General features: G+C 48.4%; 21 protein-coding genes, 1 tRNA gene and 1 pseudogene. 10 read left to right on the top strand and 13 right to left on the bottom strand.

The annotated features are described in order from the left end of the window. Nucleotides 1–84 precede the first annotated feature (84 nt). Entirely contained in the window at nucleotides 85–564 is a 480-nt protein-coding gene (locus tag SFSGTM_RS00790) for an FKBP-type peptidyl-prolyl cis-trans isomerase (protein WP_162083497.1), read from the bottom strand. Nucleotides 565–637: 73 nt separating this feature from the next. Between SFSGTM_RS00790 and SFSGTM_RS00785 the strand changes: the two genes are divergently transcribed. The 4 genes from SFSGTM_RS00785 (at nucleotide 638) to SFSGTM_RS00770 (ending at nucleotide 4,088) form a co-directional block, all read left to right on the top strand. Beyond that, nucleotides 638–1,768 carry a cupin domain-containing protein gene (locus SFSGTM_RS00785; RefSeq protein WP_162083496.1) on the top strand — a complete coding sequence of 377 codons (1,131 nt, stop codon included), beginning with the start codon at nucleotides 638–640 and terminating at the stop codon, nucleotides 1,766–1,768. Next, nucleotides 1,761–2,255 (top strand): DUF7931 domain-containing protein, encoded by a 495-nt coding sequence (locus SFSGTM_RS00780; RefSeq protein ID WP_162083495.1) that lies wholly within the window; start codon nucleotides 1,761–1,763, stop codon nucleotides 2,253–2,255. The genes SFSGTM_RS00785 and SFSGTM_RS00780 overlap by 8 nt, the downstream gene beginning before the upstream one ends. Nucleotides 2,256–2,580: 325 nt before the next feature. After that, nucleotides 2,581–3,423 carry a ferritin family protein gene (locus tag SFSGTM_RS00775; protein WP_162083494.1) on the top strand — a complete coding sequence of 281 codons (843 nt, stop codon included), beginning with the start codon at nucleotides 2,581–2,583 and terminating at the stop codon, nucleotides 3,421–3,423. 458 nt (nucleotides 3,424–3,881) lie between these two features. After that, nucleotides 3,882–4,088 (top strand): helix-turn-helix transcriptional regulator, encoded by a 207-nt coding sequence (locus SFSGTM_RS00770; RefSeq protein WP_162083493.1) that lies wholly within the window; start codon nucleotides 3,882–3,884, stop codon nucleotides 4,086–4,088. A gap of 254 nt (nucleotides 4,089–4,342) precedes the next feature. On the opposite strand, the gene SFSGTM_RS00765 is transcribed toward SFSGTM_RS00770, so the two are convergent. Both SFSGTM_RS00765 and SFSGTM_RS00760 read right to left on the bottom strand, forming a co-directional pair. Then, nucleotides 4,343–5,644, bottom strand: coding sequence for a type II toxin-antitoxin system HipA family toxin (locus tag SFSGTM_RS00765; protein ID WP_232526015.1), 1,302 nt, complete (start codon nucleotides 5,642–5,644; stop codon nucleotides 4,343–4,345). A gap of 41 nt (nucleotides 5,645–5,685) precedes the next feature. Continuing rightward, nucleotides 5,686–6,084, bottom strand: coding sequence for a helix-turn-helix domain-containing protein (locus SFSGTM_RS00760; RefSeq protein WP_162083491.1), 399 nt, complete (start codon nucleotides 6,082–6,084; stop codon nucleotides 5,686–5,688). A 344-nt stretch (nucleotides 6,085–6,428) separates the two neighbouring features. On the opposite strand from SFSGTM_RS00760, the gene SFSGTM_RS00755 reads away from it, so the two are divergent. Both SFSGTM_RS00755 and SFSGTM_RS00750 read left to right on the top strand, forming a co-directional pair. After that, entirely contained in the window at nucleotides 6,429–6,767 is a 339-nt protein-coding gene (locus tag SFSGTM_RS00755; RefSeq protein ID WP_162083490.1) for a hypothetical protein, read from the top strand. Between the two features lie 90 nt (nucleotides 6,768–6,857). Further along, the gene (locus SFSGTM_RS00750; protein ID WP_162083489.1) at nucleotides 6,858–7,169 is read left to right on the top strand and encodes a hypothetical protein; all 312 of its coding nucleotides are present in this window, start codon (nucleotides 6,858–6,860) and stop codon (nucleotides 7,167–7,169) included. Nucleotides 7,170–7,388: 219 nt separating this feature from the next. On the opposite strand, the gene SFSGTM_RS00745 is transcribed toward SFSGTM_RS00750, so the two are convergent. The 9 genes and pseudogenes from SFSGTM_RS00745 to SFSGTM_RS00700 form a co-directional block, all read right to left on the bottom strand. Then, nucleotides 7,389–8,504, bottom strand: a complete 1,116-nt coding sequence (locus SFSGTM_RS00745; RefSeq protein ID WP_162083488.1) for an IS91 family transposase — start codon at nucleotides 8,502–8,504, stop codon at nucleotides 7,389–7,391. Further along, a pseudogene (locus tag SFSGTM_RS00735) lies at nucleotides 8,501–9,414 on the bottom strand (tyrosine-type recombinase/integrase). The gene SFSGTM_RS00745 and the pseudogene SFSGTM_RS00735 overlap by 4 nt, the downstream one beginning before the upstream one ends. Before the next feature lie 280 nt (nucleotides 9,415–9,694). Further along, a complete protein-coding gene (locus SFSGTM_RS00730; protein ID WP_162083486.1) occupies nucleotides 9,695–10,204 on the bottom strand; it encodes a DNA-binding protein in 510 nt (169 codons plus the stop codon). Nucleotides 10,205–10,464: 260 nt separating this feature from the next. Beyond that, complete coding sequence (locus SFSGTM_RS00725) at nucleotides 10,465–10,881, bottom strand: hypothetical protein (protein WP_162083485.1); 417 nt, start codon at nucleotides 10,879–10,881, stop codon at nucleotides 10,465–10,467. After that, complete coding sequence (locus SFSGTM_RS00720) at nucleotides 10,878–12,218, bottom strand: tyrosine-type recombinase/integrase (protein WP_162083484.1); 1,341 nt, start codon at nucleotides 12,216–12,218, stop codon at nucleotides 10,878–10,880. The genes SFSGTM_RS00725 and SFSGTM_RS00720 overlap by 4 nt, the downstream gene beginning before the upstream one ends. Before the next feature lie 311 nt (nucleotides 12,219–12,529). Continuing rightward, nucleotides 12,530–12,605 (bottom strand) — tRNA-Phe (locus SFSGTM_RS00715). 49 nt (nucleotides 12,606–12,654) lie between these two features. Further along, a complete protein-coding gene (mtgA, locus tag SFSGTM_RS00710; protein WP_162083483.1) occupies nucleotides 12,655–13,347 on the bottom strand; it encodes a monofunctional biosynthetic peptidoglycan transglycosylase in 693 nt (230 codons plus the stop codon). Beyond that, nucleotides 13,344–14,159, bottom strand: a complete 816-nt coding sequence (aroE, locus tag SFSGTM_RS00705; protein ID WP_162083482.1) for a shikimate dehydrogenase — start codon at nucleotides 14,157–14,159, stop codon at nucleotides 13,344–13,346. The genes mtgA and aroE overlap by 4 nt, the downstream gene beginning before the upstream one ends. A gap of 64 nt (nucleotides 14,160–14,223) precedes the next feature. After that, entirely contained in the window at nucleotides 14,224–14,676 is a 453-nt protein-coding gene (locus tag SFSGTM_RS00700; protein WP_162083481.1) for a rhodanese-like domain-containing protein, read from the bottom strand. 312 nt (nucleotides 14,677–14,988) lie between these two features. Here SFSGTM_RS00700 and glnA point away from each other — a divergent pair, with 312 nt between their 5' ends. The 4 genes from glnA (at nucleotide 14,989) to ntrC (ending at nucleotide 19,551) form a co-directional block, all read left to right on the top strand. Continuing rightward, complete coding sequence (glnA, locus tag SFSGTM_RS00695) at nucleotides 14,989–16,398, top strand: glutamate--ammonia ligase (protein WP_162086138.1); 1,410 nt, start codon at nucleotides 14,989–14,991, stop codon at nucleotides 16,396–16,398. A gap of 84 nt (nucleotides 16,399–16,482) precedes the next feature. Then, on the top strand, nucleotides 16,483–16,965 hold the full coding sequence (locus tag SFSGTM_RS00690) for a DUF4124 domain-containing protein (RefSeq protein WP_162083480.1): 483 nt from the start codon (nucleotides 16,483–16,485) through the stop codon (nucleotides 16,963–16,965). A gap of 128 nt (nucleotides 16,966–17,093) precedes the next feature. Further along, nucleotides 17,094–18,143 carry a nitrogen regulation protein NR(II) gene (gene glnL / locus SFSGTM_RS00685; protein WP_162083479.1) on the top strand — a complete coding sequence of 350 codons (1,050 nt, stop codon included), beginning with the start codon at nucleotides 17,094–17,096 and terminating at the stop codon, nucleotides 18,141–18,143. A 10-nt stretch (nucleotides 18,144–18,153) separates the two neighbouring features. Next, the gene (gene ntrC, locus SFSGTM_RS00680; RefSeq protein ID WP_162083478.1) at nucleotides 18,154–19,551 is read left to right on the top strand and encodes a nitrogen regulation protein NR(I); all 1,398 of its coding nucleotides are present in this window, start codon (nucleotides 18,154–18,156) and stop codon (nucleotides 19,549–19,551) included. A gap of 30 nt (nucleotides 19,552–19,581) precedes the next feature. Here the strand turns inward: ntrC and SFSGTM_RS00675 are convergent, their stop codons facing one another. Continuing rightward, entirely contained in the window at nucleotides 19,582–20,463 is an 882-nt protein-coding gene (locus tag SFSGTM_RS00675; RefSeq protein ID WP_162086137.1) for a phosphoribosylaminoimidazolesuccinocarboxamide synthase, read from the bottom strand. Nucleotides 20,464–20,637: the final 174 nt, after the last annotated feature.

Genomic DNA, 20,637 nt, shown 5'->3' with positions numbered 1-20,637 from the left:
CAATAAGCCGCGCTAAAACGGCATTTTAGAGAATTTGGGTGCTGAAGATAGGGCGGCGCGCATAACTGTACGTCGCCCAAGAAATCAATGATGGTGACCGTGATCGCCGTGCGCATGGCCGTGCGTAATTTCATCTTCTGTCGCTGCACGAACGTCAGTAACATGACAGCTAAATTTCAAGGTTTGTCCGGCTAATGGATGATTACCGTCGACGATGACAGCTTCATCAGTCACATCGGTTACAGTGTAGAGCATGAATTCATCAGTACCTTCAGCCGCCCCCTCAAATTGCATACCTTTTTCAACTTCAGCCGGAAACAGGTGACGTGGCTCAGAGCGAATCAATTCAGCTTCATATTCGCCAAATGCATACTCAGGCTCCATGACGACTTCAACATCATCACCCACTTTTTTACCTTCCAAGGCTTCTTCTACAGTTGGGAAAATGCCATCATAGCCACCGTGGAGGTAGCTAACCGCTTCGCTACCATCTTCAAGCTGTTCGCCAGCCAAGTTACTAAGTTGATAAGTAATGGTGACAATGGTGTTTTTTGCAATTTGCATGTTTTAGTCCTTGAGGGGCAGAATAAATTGTATGCGCATATTTTAACGCATTTCAAGATTATAATTCACAACTATGAATAAACAATTACTTGGCGGCATCACTCCTGAAGTTTTTTTACGCGATTACTGGCAAAAGCAACCATTGCTAGTCCGTAATGCAATTCCTGATTTTGCTGGATTAATTAGTCCTGCAGCGCTATTCGAGCTTGCTGGTGACGAAGACACCCAGGCACGACTGGTGCGACAAAAAAAATCTGGTTGGGACTTGCAGTTCGGTCCATTTAGTCCGAAAACATTACAACCTAAACGCGACAACGGACCCTGGACACTTTTAGTCCAAGAACTAAATCACCATCTGGCAAGTGGCCAGGCGCTGTTACAGCAATTCGATTTCATACCCCATGCGCGACTAGATGATTTAATGGTCAGTTATGCACCCAAGGGTGGAGGTGTTGGGCCGCACTTTGATTCATATGACGTGTTCTTATTGCAAGGACATGGCTACCGGCGCTGGAAAGTCAGCGCCCAGACCGACTTAACACTGATTGATGGCGCGCCACTACGCATCCTGAAACATTTCACACCAGAGCAAGAATGGGTATTGGCACCAGGTGACATGCTCTATTTGCCGCCTCAGTATGCACACGACGGCATTGCTGAAGATGAATGCATGACATACTCCATCGGCTTCCGCGCACCAACCACACAGGAAATAGCGACGCAGTTTTTAGTTTATATGCAAGATAAGCTGTCACTGCCTGGTCGTTATGCAGATCCTGATTTAACCTTGCAAATGCATCCCGCAGAAATTAGCTCAGCAATGCTGTCGCAGTGGAAAGCCATGATCGCAGAAATTCAATGGGGAGAAAGCGACATTATCGACTTTGCCGGTCGATATTTAACCGAACCCAAACCCCATATTTACTTTTACACACCCGACGATCCCATCAGCCCACAAACTTTTGCAAAAAAAATCAAAATAAACGGCGTGCGATTATCACCACAGTCCAGATTGCTTTTCCATCATGAACGTTTCTTTATTAATGGTGAACCCATCACGCTTAACGAATGTGATGATGCCTTAATGACACTGGGAGACACGCGAACACTGCGATTACCCGCCTGGCCAAAAAATTTGGTGGACTGGTTATACACCTGCTATCTCGATGGCTACGTCGTAGTAGAAATGTCTACCCATGACTAGCACTTCTACACCCGATGCCTCCTACCAAACATTTGCTACACTAAGCGAGTACAAATGCGCTATAGACTTGGTCATTGCATCAGCAAAAGTTGAATTACTCATCTTTGATACCGACTTACAAGAAATGTCGCTTGACGACGCAAGTAGAATTAGCGCGTTAAGCAGCTTTCTCGCTGCCAGCACCCACCGTCATTTACGCATACTATTGCGCGACGCAACCTATTTAACCAGTCGTGCTGCGCGAATGCAGCGACTGTTGCGAGACTTCTCAGCGCAAATCGAAATTAGAGTAGCAGTGGAAGCAAAGGATGACAGCACTTTTATTTGCAACGATAGCGGGGTTTGTCTGTTACGACCACATTATCAGCATCTAAAATCTATCCTGACATTAGAAGATAAGCCACGTTGGCGGTTACTTCACTCCCGCTTCTCTATTTTATTTGATGCCGGCGAAGCATCTGTTGCACCTACTCAGCTGGGGTTATAACAACCCTCTTAAACACCCCAACATTTATTTTTAAAATAATCGTTGACAAGCAAGTTATTATATTAGAAAATACTAATAACGCTGATTCTTCAGCTCTTTCCCCAAGAGCTTCAGTGTTGTCTCCTCCATCCTCCTTCATAAGAGGATTTTAAGCCCAGGTAAAATTACCTGGGTTTTTTTTAACTTTCATCTATGAACCCAACCTCAAACCAATACAATTTAGCCGATTGGCTGTAAACATATTGCACAATTATTCTTCGATTTGTCACAAACTAGTATTAAATCTCGGTTAAGATGTTTCTGATTGTTAATTGAAAGGTTGGATATGATTTATCCTGATGCTTTTTTAAGCTTGGAACGTGTACGCTGGAACATGGCACAAGATGTGCCTTGGGACAAATTTGATAGCGCTTTATTAACGGATGAACAAGCCGCCACCATCAAAATGAACGCCATCACCGAATGGTCAGCATTACCGGCGACAGAGATGTTCATGCGCGATTTCCATGATGACAGTGATTTTTCTGCATTCATGTCCGTATGGTTCTATGAGGAACAAAAACACGCCTTAGTGCTGATGGAGTATTTGCGTCGCTTCCGTCCAGATATGATGCCAACCGAAGAAGAGTTACATGCGGTCCGTTTTGAATTTGACCCAGCTCCGCCTATGGAAACGCTAATGCTGCATTTTTGCGGCGAAATGCGCCTAACCCAATGGTATCGCTGCGCCGGTCAATGGCATACCGAACCAGTCATTAAACATATTTATGGCTTATTATCAGGCGATGAAGCTCGCCATGGCGGAATATATTTCCGTTATATGCAACAATCAATAGATCGATTAGGCAACGAAGCACGCGTAGCATTTGCAAAAGTTGGCGTATTGATGACCAGCGCATCACGCACCGCCAAGGCACTCCACCCGACTAACCTGCACGTCAATCAATCGATGTTCCCCAAGGACACTGTACAAAGCCATCTACCAGACCCTGCATGGCTTGAGCATTGGCTTGATAACCAGATTAAATTCGATAGCCAATGGGAAAGCAAAGTCATCAACACAATACTAACGAAATTATCCAACCTGTTTGGACGCAATTTCGCCAATACCAAAGAACTTAATCACTACCGTAAAGAAGTCGGCACAGCCGCAACAGCCACTTCATAACATCATATCCGCCTCGTTATACACAATGATGAGGCGGGTATGGAAACACGCCAAAGTCTCACACTCTGCATACACGCGAGTCGAATTCATCATATACTAAACGGCAATAAAAAAGCACCTAGGCATAATGCGCTAAGTGCTTAATGTATCTGATGGTGGCTGGAGCGGGAATCGGACCTGCGACACGCGGATTTTCAATGCCGAAAATGAAACGCAGCTATACACAACATCGTTAATAATCAAGCGCTTGCGCGCAGTCAGCCGCAGCCAAACGCACCCAAACGCACTCAATTTCCACTACCAGTGACAGAAAAGTGTCAGAAAATGGCAGCGTCTAAACAGTATAAACGCAAATCCGGATTGTGTGAATCCTGGCTATTTTCACGGGCATATTTCATAAACGTCTAAATTCAAATTCTGTCGCTATACTTGTTTCCTAACTACAAGAAGTAACCGACATGACACAAGAATCCTTACCTGCCCTCCTGGACAAAGCAACTGTATGCACGCAATTGGCAATCGCACCTCGCACTCTGGAAAACATGGTAAAAAACAATCAATTCCCCGCTGGCGTGCGCGTAGGCAAACATGTTTACTGGAGCGAGCTTGCCGTGCGCAAATGGCAGCTGCTGAAGTTCGCCAGCCAGGAGTCATGGCAGCCATAATCATCCTGAGTTGACCGTGAAACAATGGAGACAATCTCCGACGCGTGATCACAACCATCTAAGTTATCGATCATTCATTGGGTTGCTATTGGTTTACAACCTTGGTTTGCTCGGGATTCAGGTCGCGACCATGAATCCGCACCGAAGAGCAACCCTTCATGCACATCGCTATGGCTGACTGCTCATGGCGGTAAATTGCATCCTCAGGATTTGCATTTCAAAATGCAATTTATCACAAAAAGACAGCTTTACTTTCAACTCTCGGGGACCCCGGCTAACTTGGCAGTCTGGCTTCTCATTCCGTTGAATATGGCTTCTGTTATATCCATGGGAAAGTTATCCGGCAATAAGTTGCCCACATTGCTGATTACGGATTCCGTGGACTCAACAACTTCCTCAATCAATTGCTCTGCCGCTGCAGCCCCAAGCGCGACTTGCCGCGCATGGTTAATCCAATGCCGTCGCTGAATTTGCTTAATCAGGTAGTAATTGGCACTTCCCCTCACTGACATGGCAAGTTTGGCTTTATATGGTGAAATTTGATTTTTCCCTGTCCCGATGACGGGGTGGGCAGAAAGCACGTCATAGATCGGCGTGGCGCGGTAGTTGCCACCGGGGAGGTGGGCGATGCTGAAATTCTTCGCGTGACCATCGGTAGCAGCTAGCACCCAAAAAATGATCTGGGTTTTGAAGAAGTTATTCCGATCCTGCACAGCATCATTTGACCCGAGAAGCAATTCCATGATCTGAGTAATTCCTGGGCCGCCGTCAAACTGATATTTACGCAGTGGCGACGTACCCGTTGCCTGACACATGTCTTCCTGGGGCAGACGGATAATCCAGCTTCCATCGCTTGATGGGGTGCGGTCGAATCGCTCGACGATGAGGGCTTTCTGATCCTCGAAATTCTCGATTTCGCACCTCGCAACGGGGATTCCGTAAGCCTCCATGATTTTTGAGCACAGCCATTCGTTCTCCACCGAGGTACGCATATCGGCCTGCATATGCCCGACCAAGCCCAATGGCAACTTGAAGATGTGCGTTGTCGGGGTACTTCCATGGGGCAGAAACCATTGGCCTTTGTGGTGCAGCAGAGCAGTTTTTTCCTGTGCCCCCGCGATGGATAGTCTCAGGTCTTCGTCATGGTCATGTTGCCCCAAGGCTTGTACAGACGTAATGTTGCGCAGTCGTTGAGCGATTCCCGCAGTGTCCAGCACCGTGCCATTGATTTCATACACGTCGATCGGAGCCTCATCTTCGGGCAGGAGTTGTATTGCACCAACGCAGTCTCGGCCGAGTTTCGCCAGCAGTTGAAAAGCATCAATGCCGCCTGTGTGGTGACGTTGCGCCAGGCGACGGCGAATGGCGTCGTTGTCAGGAAGAAGATTGTCGAAATAGTCAGTAACGATCTGCCCTTGATAGGGTGCATTACCAGGCAGGAATGGAAGTGATAAGGATAAGGGACGGGACTGTTCATCCATGAGCCATTCATCGAAGTAACCAAGGCGTTCGCCTTGTCGAGTAGTTTCCCAATAGCCAACAGGGATACCGTTCATCCAGATGTTTAGCCTTTGCATCTTTGCATGCCGGCGCATGGTTACCAACTTTCTTTGGCTCTTGTTGGTGCAACAATACGGCCCACTTTGGCAACGGCCGATGGCTTTGCCTTTCCGATCGCTATAGCGGGGGCTGCCTTGCGGATTTTCTGAACCATGGCTTTGCCTTTAGGTGGCTGACTAGTGGCCTTGACCGAAGGAATATCACCCACGCTGGCAGCGGGAGAAGTTTTATCCAATGAAATACCAACATCCAGCATGCGCAGCACCATGAAAAGCCTCTCAATCGTCGCCGCTGCTGGATTGGCTTCAAAGTAGGCGTAACTTTGCTGAGTGATCCCCAGTTTTTCAGCCATGGCCGCCTGAGTCAAACTTTTTTCCTTGCGAAACCCCTTGAGGATCAGAGGTAGCTGGTTGAGCGTCTTGATGGAATAAATCATTTTTTCCTCCGTTCATGAGTCCTGCAACAATACAAACCTTGGGCTGTAAATAAGATTAACAGCCCCTTGCCTGTATATTACATTTACAGACGAGTGCATGTAAACATAATTAACAACTCACAGTTTGTATTTTCACATTTTCGCGACAGACTCATCTCCCACTTCGTTCAGCTAACCAGCAAAGCCAGCCAGGCCATTACCGCATGGCGTAGTTTTAGCTTAAGCGATTTGATACATTTCTGAAACCTATTGTAACCAGACCATGGTCAACAACTATTAGCCCCTGTCGTTATTTGCAATGTAGCACGTAGCTACTTAACCAAATAACCGATATGGAGATTGTCATGTTAAACCGCACAAGCAAAGCTGTTCTGATTACTGTACTCACTGGATTTATTGCTGCAACAGCAACTAGCGCAATGGCTGAATCCAATTTTGAAAAAACGCACCCACGACGTGATCAAGTCAATGATCGTGTACACAATCAGGATAAGCGCATTAACAAGGAAGTTAAAGAAGGTGACATGAGCAAACGCGAAGCTAACAAGCTACATAAAGATGACCATCAAATTCGTCAGGAAGAGCGCGATATGGCGCACCAGGATGGTGGGCACATCACCAAGCAAGACCAAAAAACGCTGAATCAACAAGAAAATGGTGTCAGTAAACAAATAGGTCAGTAATTATGCGACATTACTAATTTGTTATTGTTAGTTTGTTGGGCTAGACAGCAAGTTCATGTTGTCTGGCCTTAATTATTTACTGGTCAAATTATGCACTTATATAAAAAATCGTCAGGTCAACATTATGTAGTGCGGCATATTGGCATGCCTATGCTGCTAGGGTTGTTGTGTATAGTTACTTCGGTGCATGCGGCACCATTGGGTACGATGCAAGCTGATTTGCAGTTGCTGAATCGGATCACATATGGTGTTAATACTGACTCATTGAAGCAATATCAAGCCTTGGGGCATGAGCGTTATCTCCAAAGCCAACGAATAAGGTTAGATTGTGATCGCGAAGCGAGCCACAATCTGAACCGTTTGTTGGACAAGCCCGGCATGGCTGGGGCGGGTGTTGCTTGAGCGCTTATGGAAATATCTTTTTGACTATGCTGGCATAACTGGACGCGTTACGCATCCCACCCGCCATTTCACGACCTTCACGTTGCCATTGCAGCAACTTATTCTATTCAACTCACCGTTTTTAGTCGGCTTTTCGGGCATGTTAACCCAATTTCAGCCTTCTTCAGGGCGAGCACGGCCATACCTGCCTAGTCTGGCAGGTGGGCGGTGTGGGCTGGTTTAGCGCATGGTCTCCCACCCTGTGTCATCTGCTCTGTGTTCCCGTTTTATAGATGGGGCTGATGTGGCTAGCGGTATCGCTTTGATACGTGTGCGCACTATCTTCATCACCCCACCGCAACATTGGCAACGTATCGCTGGTCTGGGTTGCGCTGGCGGCGGATTGTTCCGTCGCCATAGGTGGGTCAGCTGTAGCTGGGTGAGTAGTTTGCTATTGGGATGCAGGTAGCCAAAGTTGCGGGCGCGGCGGTAGCCTTTGGGCAGAATGTGTTGCAGTATCAGTCGCAGGAAGGCTACACCACTCAAGGTACGGGTTTCCATTTGTTTGGTTTGGCTGTTCCGGTAACGGAAGGTGACCTGACCATGCCGGTCGGAGAGGATGTCTTTCTCCTGTATCACCCCCCGATACAGATAGCGCCCAAGGTAGATCAGAGCGTGCTGTCCAGTGCCGACGGCTTTGCAATCCACCACCCAATCGGTCGGGTAATCGTTTGGCAGGGTGAGTCCTGCTTGTCTGATGCCTGCCAGTAATTTGGCACGAAATACTTTGGCCAGGGCTTTGTGGTTAAACAGGTAGTTGCCGTGTTTATGACGCATGCGTCGCTGTTTGGGGTTAAAGGCGACAGCGGGCATGACGAGATGCACATGGGGGTGATAGTCCAGTCGGCGGTTATGGGTATGCAGTACAGTCACCGCCCCTGCGCTGCCGCGCAGCTTGTTGTCGTTTTGGCTGAAGGTGTTGACTGTTTCCCACGCGCAGCGTGTGATCAAGTCATACATGACGCGCTGATGTTGCCAGGCCAGTGTGCGCAACTGGGCGGGCACGGTGAAGGTGAGCATGAAGTAGTTGGCGGGGATGGATTTGTGTAATTGCTGGTCTATCCAGCGCTGTGATTCGTGCGCCTGGCAATGCGGGCAATGCCGATGACCGCAGGAATGTGGCAGGTAGCTGGGTGTTTGACAATCATCACAGGCAAGTTGCATCCTCGGGCTCATCTGGCTACGGCAGGTTTGAAAGGCGGTTAAGGCAGCTTGCTGGCTGGGCAATAGGTGATGACCGTGTTGTGCAAGCAGTTTAGCTGCGTAGGTTGCTACGATGTGCGCCAGTCTGATCATTTGACTTTGCCCCAATGAATGTGGAATTTCTCCATTAATTGATTAAGGCGAGTGTGTGCGCTCTGATGGCGTTGTTCGGTGAGGTGGGTGTAGCGGATGGTGGTGAGGATGGACTGGTGTCCGAGTATCTGCTGAATTTCGAGTAAATCGATGCCAGCTTCTATCAGGTGGGTGGCATAGCTGTGGCGCAGGCTGTGTGGTGTAATTCTTTTTTTAAGCCACAGTCACGGGTCACTTGACCCAAGGTGGTCTGGATACCACCACGATCCAGCGGGGTGCGTGCCAAGTGCGATTTGGCAAGACCGCCGTGTCGATTAGGAAAGAGCAAGCTTGGGTTGCGATGGGTGAGCCAGAAACGGCGCAATACCTGCAAGGTGTTCTCTGATAACGGCACCAATCGATCACGGTTGCCTTTGGCGTTGCGTACTTGCACCCGCATCCGATCCGCATCGATATCCCCTACCTGCAAGCGTAAGCCTTCGCCTAATCGTAAGCCCAGGCTGTAGAGGGTGAAGAAGAATACGCGGTAGCTCAATACGCGGGTGGCCATGAAGATTTGTTGTGCCTGGGCGACGGTAATGATGTCGGGCAGGCTATATGACTTGGGTGGTTTAACCAGATCCGCACCTGGCCAGGGTTGGCTGAGTACATGGGCATAATAGAACTTCAGTCCATACAGATCATGTTTGAGCGTACTCCATGAATGGGTATCCAGGATGCGAACAAAATAGTCGGTTAATTGTGGCTTGGTGAGCGCGTCTATCTGGTCATTAAAATACACCGCTGCGCGCCGTACGCCGTGTGAATACAAGGCGATGGTTTTAGGCTGCATGCCTCTGAGCTTGAGGCAATTCAGCAGTCGCTGGTGATTGTGCTCGAAGTGCGCGGGGATGGGTGTGGGGGCTGTCAATGTCGTCTCCTCGTGGTACAGTAATCAAAATTCCATTGCTGGGGGAGACGAAATTATGCTGCGTAATTTGATGGTTCGGGAATATTTCTCCGCGATAGCGGCTTCGTTCAACTCTATATTCAAGTGGGTGCAGAGAGTCTTAAATCTGTCAGCCAGTTGCTAGACGAGTATCAAATAATCTGCAGCCCTGTGCCTGCCAACCGATAAACCAATCTGCCTTTCAACCCACAAAAAATGGGGCAGGATATCCTGCCCCATTTTAATAATGAATAACCTAGAATTAAGCTTCGATAACCATTTGTCCTTTCTCGTTGTCTGGCTTTACGGGTTTTAGCCCAATATCTTTAACCATCTGTTTCATCGTTTTCAAACTGATCTCCGCTTCCTGTGCCCGATTTTCCAGCTTGTCGCGTTCAACTTGCAGGGTTTCAACTTGCAAGCTCAGATCATCTACCTGCACCGCTAATGTATCCGCAAGTGCCGTTAACTCACGCAGATTCTCCTGCGATGCAACACGTGCACTATGCAGTGCCAGCCGTTCAGATGCGACAGCCGAACTTGCCAATTTACATGCTTCTTGCCAAAGCTCGTTTGTCACCTCAATCAGGTGTTCCGGCACTGGGCCAGTAACTTCAACAGGTATTAAACCCCGGGTTAGCACCAGCTTTATTGCTTCTGATATCGTGGAAAAGCTGCCCTTACCGGCAATGCGGCGTACTTCCTGCAATGTTACCTTTTCGTTTCGTGCGAGCATTTCTTCAACAATCTTGACGTACTTTTCTATACACATGATGCGCTCCAATTACTGTAGTTGTAGTTAAAATGTAAATGCACTGTAGTGATGTAATTCATGTGTAAATCCGGTGTAATGCCTTTTCCACTGATTTGCACTGCAATTCACACTTACATTGCTTTACATACGCATATAGCTACGCGCAATGAGAACCCGCCATTTTTTGTTGTTATGCTGGTGGACTGCGTACTGCAGCAAGCTTCGTGATGTGATTTGGAAAGTGTTTGCGCCTGCGGAAGCAGGCGCGATGGTCGTTGTTAGCGTATAGGACGGGGTTTAATGATAATCCCAGATCCGGTACGCTGGTGTCGTTTGGGCAGCACGAATTCAGCTTCTTTGGTTTCGATGAATGCCTCCTTTCGCAATAAAGAGGCATACAGATGGGGGTTTTCGACGCACTCAATGACAACTGCATCATCGACTAAACCAGAGCACAGCTCGCAGTAGTGCATGAACCAGCCACGGTTCTGGTAACGCCCGGGCACCATAATATTTGCAATGACCAGGGTTTCACCGAGCTCCATTTCACCTGACTTGTACGTTTGCGCATAGCGCAAGTAAACCTCAAATCCGCGAAATTTTATCCAACTGTTACGAAATCGGCTCCCGGCCCGTACCGCCTCTATGAATGCGACGGTCTGTGTTTCAACGGATGGTAACTTTGGCTTACTCATGCTGACCTCCGCTTGAAATCGAATTGCACCACATTGTCTGGCGGAGATTCCGTATTTCCCACGGCCACGGTTTCTGGCTCCAGCTTAAAAAGCTCCGCCAACCTTGCGGCAGTGAGGCCCGCGGGTGCATCGTTTTCATTGAGTGTCCGGCCGTGCATCAAGCGCACCACGTCGTCAACTTTGACGTTTACGTAGCGCTGCAGCTGCACATCGGTCTTGTGTCCCGTTATGAGTTTGAGCACGGGCAGGTTGCCGTGAAATTCGAGAGCAAAGCGTGTGGCCCCGGTATGGCGAAGATCGTGCAGGTTAGCGTTTTCTAAGCCGGCACGGTCGCGCGCACGGTTCCATGCGGCTTTAAGTGATTCGTATGTGATGGGCAGTATGCGCGCTTGCGGATCCGCTTCACCCGCCCGCTCTTGCAACTCGCGCAGCACAGCAATCGCGGGTGGACTCAACGGCACGTCGCGCGCACCTGCCTTAGCATCGCCCAGCTTCAGGATGCAGCGATCCCAATCGACATCTTGCCAAAGTGCCCTGAGCAGGACTTCTGATGAACGCATGGTGGTTTGCAACAGCAGGGCCAGTGCGGGTGCGACATAAGGGTTTGTGCTTTCCTGCAAGGCGGCGATAAGCCGGTCCCATTCGGCATTACTGAAGACACGATCACGTGCGTTGTCTATCTTTGGCATGATCAGCCCGCTGGCAGGATTGCGGTTCGGTTCCGGCCAAGACCAACTGCGCTGTGCATGGTTAAACAGACTGCGTAGTCCCGCCCGTTCCAGCGCGATGCTGGAGGCACCATAACCGTCTTGCCGCATCACGTCGATCAATGACTGCAACTGATGCGCCGTCACATCGGCCATCATGGTGCATGCCAATTTGGCGCGATGCGCGTCGGTATTTTTGGTGCGCCGCTGCTGCTGATTCCGGTGCGCGTGCAAGCCTTTCGGCACCGCACGTTTTTTTGGGCAAGGGGCTAGTTCAACTTTCCAGTATGTGGTTTTAGGGGTGTTGCCCGATGCTGCAGGATCAGGCCGTCTGAGCCGGATCAGGTCGAGACCGAGGTGGCGCAAGAATCGATTGATGCGATCCGCATCCTGGCGGGCCCCTTTTAGAAAGGGTAGCCGCTCGCATGCGTAAGTTTGCAGAGCTTGTCCGACGCTGGTGCGCCAGGGTCCCTGCCCGATCGGCTTGCCCAGATTTTCCAGTGCGTGTTGCTGTTTAACGGCTGCTTTCAGCGCAGCGGCAGCACTGGCAAAACCGCTCAGGTAGATGTCCTGACCCTTGATGCGCAGGCGGATTGACCAGGTTTTACCTTCTTGATAAGGTTTAGCCATGATGGTGCACCTCCACGGTTAAACCGAAGACGTGATGCGGCCAGGATACAGCTGGGGGAAACTTAACTTGATGGGGGTGAAACAGGGGATAGTACATGAATGACAACTCCTTGGTTGGGAGTTGCGTATAGCTATCAAATTCGAATTCTGCGCATAAATTTACGGCTGAGCGCCGTTGAACGCAAGTAACCGCGGGCTGTCCGGGTCAAAACTGACAGAAAAGTGTCAGAACAACGCCTTAAAACAAGCCGGGTCCAGATTGAACCTTCTGAAGATTCATTGCAACCATTTGATTGCAATGGATTTTCTGATGGTGGCTGGAGCGGGAATCGAACCTGCGACACGCGGATTTTCAATCCGCTGCTCTACCAACTGAGCTATCCAGCCACAACAGCCCGCTATTAGACGCTAATTAACCAGCCACGTCAAGCCATTTTTACCTAGGCACCGCAACTTGGCTCATGCGCGCCTGAATTATTGCCGTTCTATGTAACAGACCTCTAGCGCTACGATGGGTATCGTAATAACGTGGGTTCGGCACCATTGCAGCAAGCTTGGCAGCCTGCGCCGAGCTTAAATTGGCTGGCTTGGTACGATAGTAATAATATGAAGCAGCCTGCGCACCGAATACACCATTACCCCACTCAATCACATTCATATAGATTTCCAGAATACGACGCTTACTCATCATTTGTTCCAACATGACCGTAATCATCGCCTCTTCGAGTTTACGCCAGGGTGTACGCTGACTCGACAAAAATAAATTTTTAGCTAATTGCTGACTAATAGTTGAACCTCCTGCAACTATCTTGCCTTTCTTAATATTTTTCTCTGCTGCATTTTGTATACCTTCCCAATCAAAACCATCATGATTCAAGAATTTACTATCTTCAGCTGCAACCAGCGCTCGCTTTAAATTGATGGAAATTTGACTATATGGCACCCATTTAAACCGTAATTCGGCATCTGGATTTTGCTGCTGCATGATGTTAAGGCGCTCATCCATAAACGCACTATTATCAGGATTATGATCGACCCACCACCAGACATGTGCAAATAACCAGAGTTGGTATAGTAAGATAATTGCTAGCAGCGCAAGAATACTGCGTTTAATCCATTTGAGTATCATAAGTTACGCAGTAAAGAAATGACGGGTTGCGTAGTGGGATGTACACCATGCCAAAGATGAAATGATACCGCTGCCTGTTCAACCAACATACCCAAGCCATCTGCTACCCGTTCTGAGCCTTGTTGCTGTGCATATTGCATAAAGGCGGTTGGCGCAGAGGCATACATCATGTCGTACGCCAGACTGCCTTGGGCAAACACACCGTCAGGCATAGCAATGGATTCCCCAGCCAGACTCGCCGAAGTGGCATTAATAACGCAATCGAATTGCATACCATTCAGTGCAGCATAATCAGCCGCCTCGACGATACCGTAGGGGGAGAACTGCGCACGCAATGTCTGCGCCTTCGCTAACGTACGGTTAGCAATCACCAGAAAGGCTGGTTGCATCGCTAAAATAGGGGCGATAACACCACGAGACGCACCCCCTGCACCCATTATAAGCACACGTCGCCCCTTTAACGCATAAGCCAAATTGACCTGTATATCGGCAATGAGTCCCGCCCCATCAGTATTATCAGCATGTATACCCAAATCCGAAAACACCAATGTATTCACTGCACCGGCTAAACGTGCACGCGCAGTGATGGTATCCGCTAACTGACAGGCGACCTCTTTAAACGGCACTGTAACATTTGCGCCACGCCCGCCATCGGTTTGAAATTGACGAACGGTGCCGGCAAAATTCTCCAGCGGTGCAAGCAGTCGTTCATAACGTATAGACAACCCCAGCTGCTCGGCAAACGCAGCATGGATTAAAGGTGACTTGGAATGGGCAATAGGATTGCCAATAACGGCATAATATTTTTCCACGAACTAGCTCATCAGATAGAATCAGAAGTCACGATTCTAACGTCATCCACGATATAGCAACAGTCTATTTATGCTTCCACGGCAAACCAGCAACTTTCCAGCCGCTTTTATACCCACGCCGCCCTTCTTCATTTTTATCGCCTTCAAAGCCTTCGAGTATATTATATACCTCACTATATCCTACAGCCTGAGCAGCAATCGCAGCACTGTTGGAACGCCCACCGGAGCGGCACATGAACATTACCAGAGACTCAGGATCAACAGACGCTTTTAATTGCGAGATAAAATCTGGATTAGCTCGCCAACCAGGAAAAGTTTGCCATTCAATATTTACTGCGGATTCGACAACGCCAACCAGATCAAGCTCAGCATGGCTACGCACATCGACAATATGTGCACTCGGCGCATGCTGACTCAAATAATGCGCCTCGCCCGGAGTCAACAAACCAGAATAAGGTAAATTAGCCGCAGCAGCACGTTCTCTGGCGGTTTGTAATATGGCACTTAAGGTCGGCATGATAATTCTCCTTTATGATAAGCACGAAGCTCAAAGTTCAGTATAGCCACAGATACAGAACACCACAAATCGAAATTTCGCACCATTTTGGTTTGCATTATTTTGCATAGCACCATATTGGTGCGCAGCATTTCACTCCGTCATAAAATTGTTTATCAACATCCTTTACATACACCAAGCTAAACCAGCATAATCACGGATATGTTTAAGCTAGTTTGATTTTTTAATTAACAATGTATTAGCATAAAACATGCTTGACTGATTGGGTAAGTTACAATTTTTAGATTATTTTTAAGCGAGGAAAACACGATGATGGTGGTTGCTGATGTAATGCAAATGGTTAAAGACAACGATGTTAAATTCGTTGATTTTCGTTTTACCGATACACGCGGTAAAGAGCAGCACGTAACTGTACCTGTAAAGCAATTTACAGAAGACAAATTTACTGACGGCCACGCTTTCGACGGTTCATCTATTGCTGGCTGGAAAGGCATCCAAGCTTCTGACATGATTTTGATGCCTGATGCAGACACCGCACGCATGGATCCATTCATGGATGAATCCACCATGATCATCACTTGCGACGTTATTGAACCTTCTGACATGAAGGGTTATGACCGTGATCCACGCTCTATCGCCAAACGTGCTGAAGCTTACTTGAAATCTACCGGCATAGGTGACACTGCTTATTTCGGCCCAGAACCAGAATTCTTCATTTTTGATTCTGTGACATGGAAAACTGACATGTCAGGCACATTTGTTAAAATCAACTCTGAAGAAGCTGCCTGGAGTTCTGGTGAGAATTACGAAGGTGGTAACATGGGACACCGTCCAGGCGTTAAAGGCGGTTATTTCCCAGTACCTCCAGTTGATAGCTTGCATGACATCCGTTCAGCAATGTGTTTAGCCTTAGAAGACATGGGCGTGCCAGTAGAAGTACATCACCATGAAGTTGCAACTGCCGGCCAATGCGAAATCGGCACTGTATTTAACACCCTGGTTAAACGCGCAGACCAAACTCAAGTGTTAAAATACGTAGTTCACAATGTTGCACATGCTTATGGCAAAACAGCAACGTTCATGCCTAAACCTATCGTTGGCGATAACGGCTCTGGTATGCACGTACACCAATCCATCTGGAAAGATGGCAAAAACCTGTTTGCTGGTAACGGCTACGCTGGCTTGTCAGAAACTGCTTTGTTCTACATCGGCGGTATCATCAAGCATGCTAAAGCATTAAACGCAATCACCAACCCAGGCACCAACTCATACAAGCGTTTGGTTCCAGGCTACGAAGCACCGGTGATGCTAGCTTACTCAGCTAAAAACCGTTCTGCATCTATTCGTATTCCACACGTAGCGAGTGAAAAAGGTCGCCGTATCGAAGTTCGCTTCCCTGATCCATCAGCTAACCCATACTTGGCATTCACTGCATTGATGATGGCTGGTCTGGATGGTATTCAAAACAAGATACATCCTGGTGATGCTGCAGACAAGAACTTGTATGACTTGCCACCTGAAGAAGAAGCAAAAATCCCTAAAGTTTGCCATTCTTTAGACATGGCGTTGGAAGCTTTAGACAAAGACCGCGATTTCTTAACTCGTGGCGGCGTATTCTCTAACGAGATGATTGATGCATACATCGAACTCAAAATGGAAGAAGTCACGAAATTCCGTATGACGACTCACCCAGTTGAATTTGAAATGTACTATTCACTGTAATTTCAGCAGCAAAAAAAGGGGCGGATTTCCGCCCCTTTTTTTATCACGCTTGTATGTTCACAGCGGTTATTCTAAACTTGGCTCATGCATAAAACTCACTTAAAACTACTGCTCCCATTATTGCTAACGAGCCTCTCCGCCCATGCCGAGATTTATAAGATTGTGGCTCCCAATGGTGAAGTAACCTACACCGACAAAGCGGTTAAAGGCTCAAAAAGACTGGATCTTGGCCCTATGCCATCATCCACACCAGTGCTTACCAACAAATCGACTCACAGCACGTCCAGTAGAAATACCAGCACACCCAGTGACTTTCCACGCATAGACAGCAATACTCAAAACCAGCGCGATAGTGTGCGCCGAAGAGTATTAACTGAAGAGTTAAACACTGAAGAGCAAGCTTTGGAAGATGCCGTTAATGCCAAGAAAGACGGTGAAACGCTACGAGCGGGGGAGAAAGCCAGCAGCCCCGGCTATTTAACCCGTATCGACAAGCTTGACCACGCTATCAAGTTACATCAAGACAACATCCATGCACTACGCAAAGAACTCAGTACTGTTAAATAGTCCAAATTTAAATTTAGCTGGCTTACAAATTGCTTAATTTAATTCAAAATGGTGCATAACCACAATTATTAGCTTGTTAAGCTGGCGTACGCCCTTGTTTGGTGCGCCATATAAATGGTATCCGCGTGATGAATCCTTATTTTGTAGGTTTAGAATGGTTAGCGACAGCGGTCATCGCGTTAGATGAGCACCGTTGCGTTCGCTACATCAATCCTGCAGCCGAAAACCTGCTCGCCTTGAGTGCAGTACAGACACATGGATTACCACTGGATCAGGTGTTTCATCAACCAACCCAGATACACGCTGCACTCGACTACGCCATCGATAACAATGCCAGCTTTACCGAACATGAGTTACACCTGCAGATTGATGACCGCACTTTGCAACTCAGCGGAACATTTACGCCAGTTGAATCACCCGCAGCAGCATTCATGCTGGAATTTCACGCGATGGATCAGCAGCTGAAAATATCACGTGACGAACACATGCTGCTGCAACAACAAGCCAACCGTGAACTCGTACGCAATCTGGCGCATGAAATCAAAAACCCACTTGGCGGCATACGCGGTGCGGCTCAGCTATTGGAATATGAACTTTCCAGCGAAACACGTGAATACACCCAAGTCATCATTCAGGAGTCTGACCGCCTGCAAAGCTTGATGGACAGGCTACTCACACCACACCGATTACCACAAATCAAAGCGCTGAATATCCATGAAGTGCTGGAACGTGTACGCAGCGTTACTTTGGCAGAAACACCCAAAGGCCTGCGCATACAACGTGACTATGACACCAGCATCCCCGACATTATCGGCGACCGTGAGCAACTCATACAAGTGGTTCTCAATATCGTGCGCAATGCAGTGCAGGCCATGCACGGACAAGGGGAAATTCGCCTGCGTACTCGCATTGCTCGCCAAGTCACATTAGCCATGAAGCGCTATCCACTGGCAGCGCTGATACAAATTATAGACAATGGGCCTGGCATCCCTGAATCCATCCGCGACCGTATTTTTTTCCCGTTGGTCTCCGCCCGTGAAGGTGGCAGTGGTCTTGGACTTACCTTGGCACAAACCTTTGTCCATCAACATCACGGCACCATAGAAGTTACTAGCGAACCCGGCAAAACCTGCTTTACCTTACTCCTACCATTGGGCATAACGCCCACTACAACTTAGTGAAATTATCATGACAAAACCAGTATGGATTATAGATGACGACCGTTCCATCCGTTGGGTGTTTGAAAAGGCATTACAACGCGCAGGCATCGCTTTTGTTAGCTTTACCTCTGTTGCTGAAGTTGAAGCTGCTTTAGCCATCAGCTTACCGCAAGTAGTGGTCAGTGACATCCATATGCCTGGCGGCTCGGGGCTGGACTTATTACAACGACTTAAGTCAGAATTCCCCAAGTTGCCAGTGATTATCATGACTGCCTACTCCGACTTGGAGTCCGCAGTTGCCGCATTTCAGGGTGGGGCTTTTGAATATTTACCTAAACCATTTGATGTCGACCACGCCATTGACCTTATACGCCGCGCCATAGATGAAAGCCTGAGGGTTGACGATGCCGCCGCTGTGCAAATAGATGAAGTACCAGAAATACTCGGTCAGGCACCTGCCATGCAAGAGGTGTTTCGCGCCATTGGGCGCTTATCACAATCACACACCACGGTACTGATTACAGGCGAATCTGGTACAGGTAAAGAACTGGTTGCTTCCGCACTACACAAGCACAGCCCGCGCGCGCGCCAACCATTCATTGCACTCAACACCGCCGCGATTCCTAAGGATTTGCTGGAATCTGAACTCTTCGGCCATGAACGTGGCGCATTTACAGGCGCTGCGGTGCAACGCCGAGGGCGCTTCGAACAAGCCGATGGTGGCACATTATTCCTGGATGAAATCGGCGATATGCCCGCTGAACTACAAACTCGCTTATTGCGTGTGCTCTCCGATGGGCAGTTCTACCGCGTAGGTGGACATCAGCCCATCAAGGTCAATGTTCGCGTCATCGCTGCAACCCACCAGGATTTGGAAACGCGCGTCAAAGAAGGCTTGTTCCGTGAAGATTTATATCACCGCCTCAACGTAATCCGCCTGCGTTTGCCCGCGTTACGCGAACGCAGTGAAGACATTCCTTTGCTTGCCCGTCACTTCTTGCAGAAGAGCGCTCAAGAACAAGCTGTCGATGCCAAAAAATTATCTGATGCCGCGATTAAACACCTAAGTCAATACAGCTGGAGTGGCAACGTCAGACAGCTCGAAAACGTCTGCCACTGGCTCACCGTCATGGCGCCTGGCAACACCGTGGACGTCTCCGATCTTCCACCAGAAATTCTCAACGCGGGACCAGCAGAAATCAGTGGTGGTGACTGGCGTGCAGCCCTGGCTCATAGCGCAGAGGCCGCGCTGAATCAGGGTGAAACGGGGATCATTGAACACTTAACCCAGGAATTTGAAAAAACGCTAATCACCATCGCCCTCAAACATACGGGCGGACGGCGCATAGAAGCAGCGAATCTGTTGGGTTTAGGGCGAAATACATTAACGCGAAAAATTCAAGAATTAGGCATGGGCGACGCCTGATTCTTGTGGATAGGTTACGAGTAACCCGACTTATCCTACCAATCGCGCCACAGCCTCGCGGTATTTGTCTGCTGTCTTAGCAGCCACATCCGCGGGTAATTCAGGCGCAGGTGGTTGCTTGTTCCAGCCTGATGATTCCAGCCAATCGCGCACAAACTGCTTATCGTAGCTAGGCGGATTGCACCCTGTTTGATAGCCCTCTGCTGGCCAGAACCTTGATGAGTCGGGAGTAAGCACTTCATCTATTAAATGCAACTTGCCTGCTGCATCCACACCAAATTCGAATTTGGTATCAGCGATAATAATACCCTTGGTTAAAGCATAAGCCGCGGCTTGTGTATAAAGCGCAATACTCGCATCACGCACCTGCGCTGCCATCTCAGCACCTAACAATTTTACCGTTTGTGCGTAATCAATATTTTCATCATGATCGCCAACCGCGGCCTTGGTCGACGGTGTAAACAATGGCTGCGGCAACTGCGCCGCCAATGCCAACCCCGCGGGCAAAAGAATACCACAGACGCTACCGCTGGCCTGATACTCTTTCCAGCCAGAACCGACCAGATAGCCGCGAACGATGGATTCTATCGGTAATGGTTGCAAGCGCTTCACCACCATCGCCCGCCCCGCTACCTGATCCACTTCATTTGGCTGCACCACTGATTCAGGTGCATCACCTGTTAAATGATTCGGCATCACTTGAGCCAGTTGCTTAAACCAGAAATGAGAAATCTCGGTCAGCATCAGCCCCTTGCCTGCAATCGGGGTAGGCAAAATCACGTCGAATGCCGACAATCTATCAGTTGCCACCATCAACAGGCGTTGATCATCAACCGCATACAAATCCCGCACCTTACCGCGAGAAAGTAATTGCAAAGAAGGGATATGTGATTCGAGTAGCGCTGTCGTCATCTTTAAAATACGGGCAAGTTTAAGATAAAACAACATTATACATTTGAACCAGCAACACGTATATTTATGTGGGGTCAGTTCTAACTTAACTACATTCAATCCGTTGCACTCATCTATCATCACTAGATCAACTCCTCCAAACCCCCTTTCTAGGTTAAAATATCGCTACTTAAA

The organism is Sulfuriferula nivalis, assembly GCF_009937995.1.
Lineage (GTDB): Bacteria > Pseudomonadota > Gammaproteobacteria > Burkholderiales > Sulfuriferulaceae > Sulfuriferula > Sulfuriferula nivalis.
The sequence above is the reverse complement of the archived record's forward strand: the minus strand, read 5'-3'. Positions and strand labels throughout refer to the sequence as shown.

Bases quoted from the DNA above. Each gene is read 5' to 3' on its own strand.
- SFSGTM_RS00745 (WP_162083488.1), bottom strand. From the start codon at position 8,504: ATGATCAGACTGGCGCACATCGTAGCAACCTACGCAGCTAAACTGCTT.
- SFSGTM_RS00755 (WP_162083490.1), top strand. From the start codon at position 6,429: ATGTTAAACCGCACAAGCAAAGCTGTTCTGATTACTGTACTCACTGGA.
- SFSGTM_RS00770 (WP_162083493.1), top strand. From the start codon at position 3,882: ATGACACAAGAATCCTTACCTGCCCTCCTGGACAAAGCAACTGTATGC.
- SFSGTM_RS00785 (WP_162083496.1), top strand. From the start codon at position 638: ATGAATAAACAATTACTTGGCGGCATCACTCCTGAAGTTTTTTTACGC.
- SFSGTM_RS00725 (WP_162083485.1), bottom strand. From the start codon at position 10,881: ATGAGTAAGCCAAAGTTACCATCCGTTGAAACACAGACCGTCGCATTC.
- SFSGTM_RS00750 (WP_162083489.1), top strand. From the start codon at position 6,858: ATGCACTTATATAAAAAATCGTCAGGTCAACATTATGTAGTGCGGCAT.
- SFSGTM_RS00700 (WP_162083481.1), bottom strand. From the start codon at position 14,676: ATGCCGACCTTAAGTGCCATATTACAAACCGCCAGAGAACGTGCTGCT.
- SFSGTM_RS00760 (WP_162083491.1), bottom strand. From the start codon at position 6,084: ATGATTTATTCCATCAAGACGCTCAACCAGCTACCTCTGATCCTCAAG.
- SFSGTM_RS00675 (WP_162086137.1), bottom strand. From the start codon at position 20,463: ATGACGACAGCGCTACTCGAATCACATATCCCTTCTTTGCAATTACTT.
- SFSGTM_RS00775 (WP_162083494.1), top strand. From the start codon at position 2,581: ATGATTTATCCTGATGCTTTTTTAAGCTTGGAACGTGTACGCTGGAAC.
- SFSGTM_RS00720 (WP_162083484.1), bottom strand. From the start codon at position 12,218: ATGGCTAAACCTTATCAAGAAGGTAAAACCTGGTCAATCCGCCTGCGC.
- glnL (WP_162083479.1), top strand. From the start codon at position 17,094: ATGAATCCTTATTTTGTAGGTTTAGAATGGTTAGCGACAGCGGTCATC.
- SFSGTM_RS00780 (WP_162083495.1), top strand. From the start codon at position 1,761: ATGACTAGCACTTCTACACCCGATGCCTCCTACCAAACATTTGCTACA.
- SFSGTM_RS00690 (WP_162083480.1), top strand. From the start codon at position 16,483: ATGCATAAAACTCACTTAAAACTACTGCTCCCATTATTGCTAACGAGC.
- SFSGTM_RS00765 (WP_232526015.1), bottom strand. From the start codon at position 5,644: ATGAACGGTATCCCTGTTGGCTATTGGGAAACTACTCGACAAGGCGAA.
- ntrC (WP_162083478.1), top strand. From the start codon at position 18,154: ATGACAAAACCAGTATGGATTATAGATGACGACCGTTCCATCCGTTGG.
- SFSGTM_RS00790 (WP_162083497.1), bottom strand. From the start codon at position 564: ATGCAAATTGCAAAAAACACCATTGTCACCATTACTTATCAACTTAGT.
- glnA (WP_162086138.1), top strand. From the start codon at position 14,989: ATGGTGGTTGCTGATGTAATGCAAATGGTTAAAGACAACGATGTTAAA.
- SFSGTM_RS00730 (WP_162083486.1), bottom strand. From the start codon at position 10,204: ATGTGTATAGAAAAGTACGTCAAGATTGTTGAAGAAATGCTCGCACGA.
- mtgA (WP_162083483.1), bottom strand. From the start codon at position 13,347: ATGATACTCAAATGGATTAAACGCAGTATTCTTGCGCTGCTAGCAATT.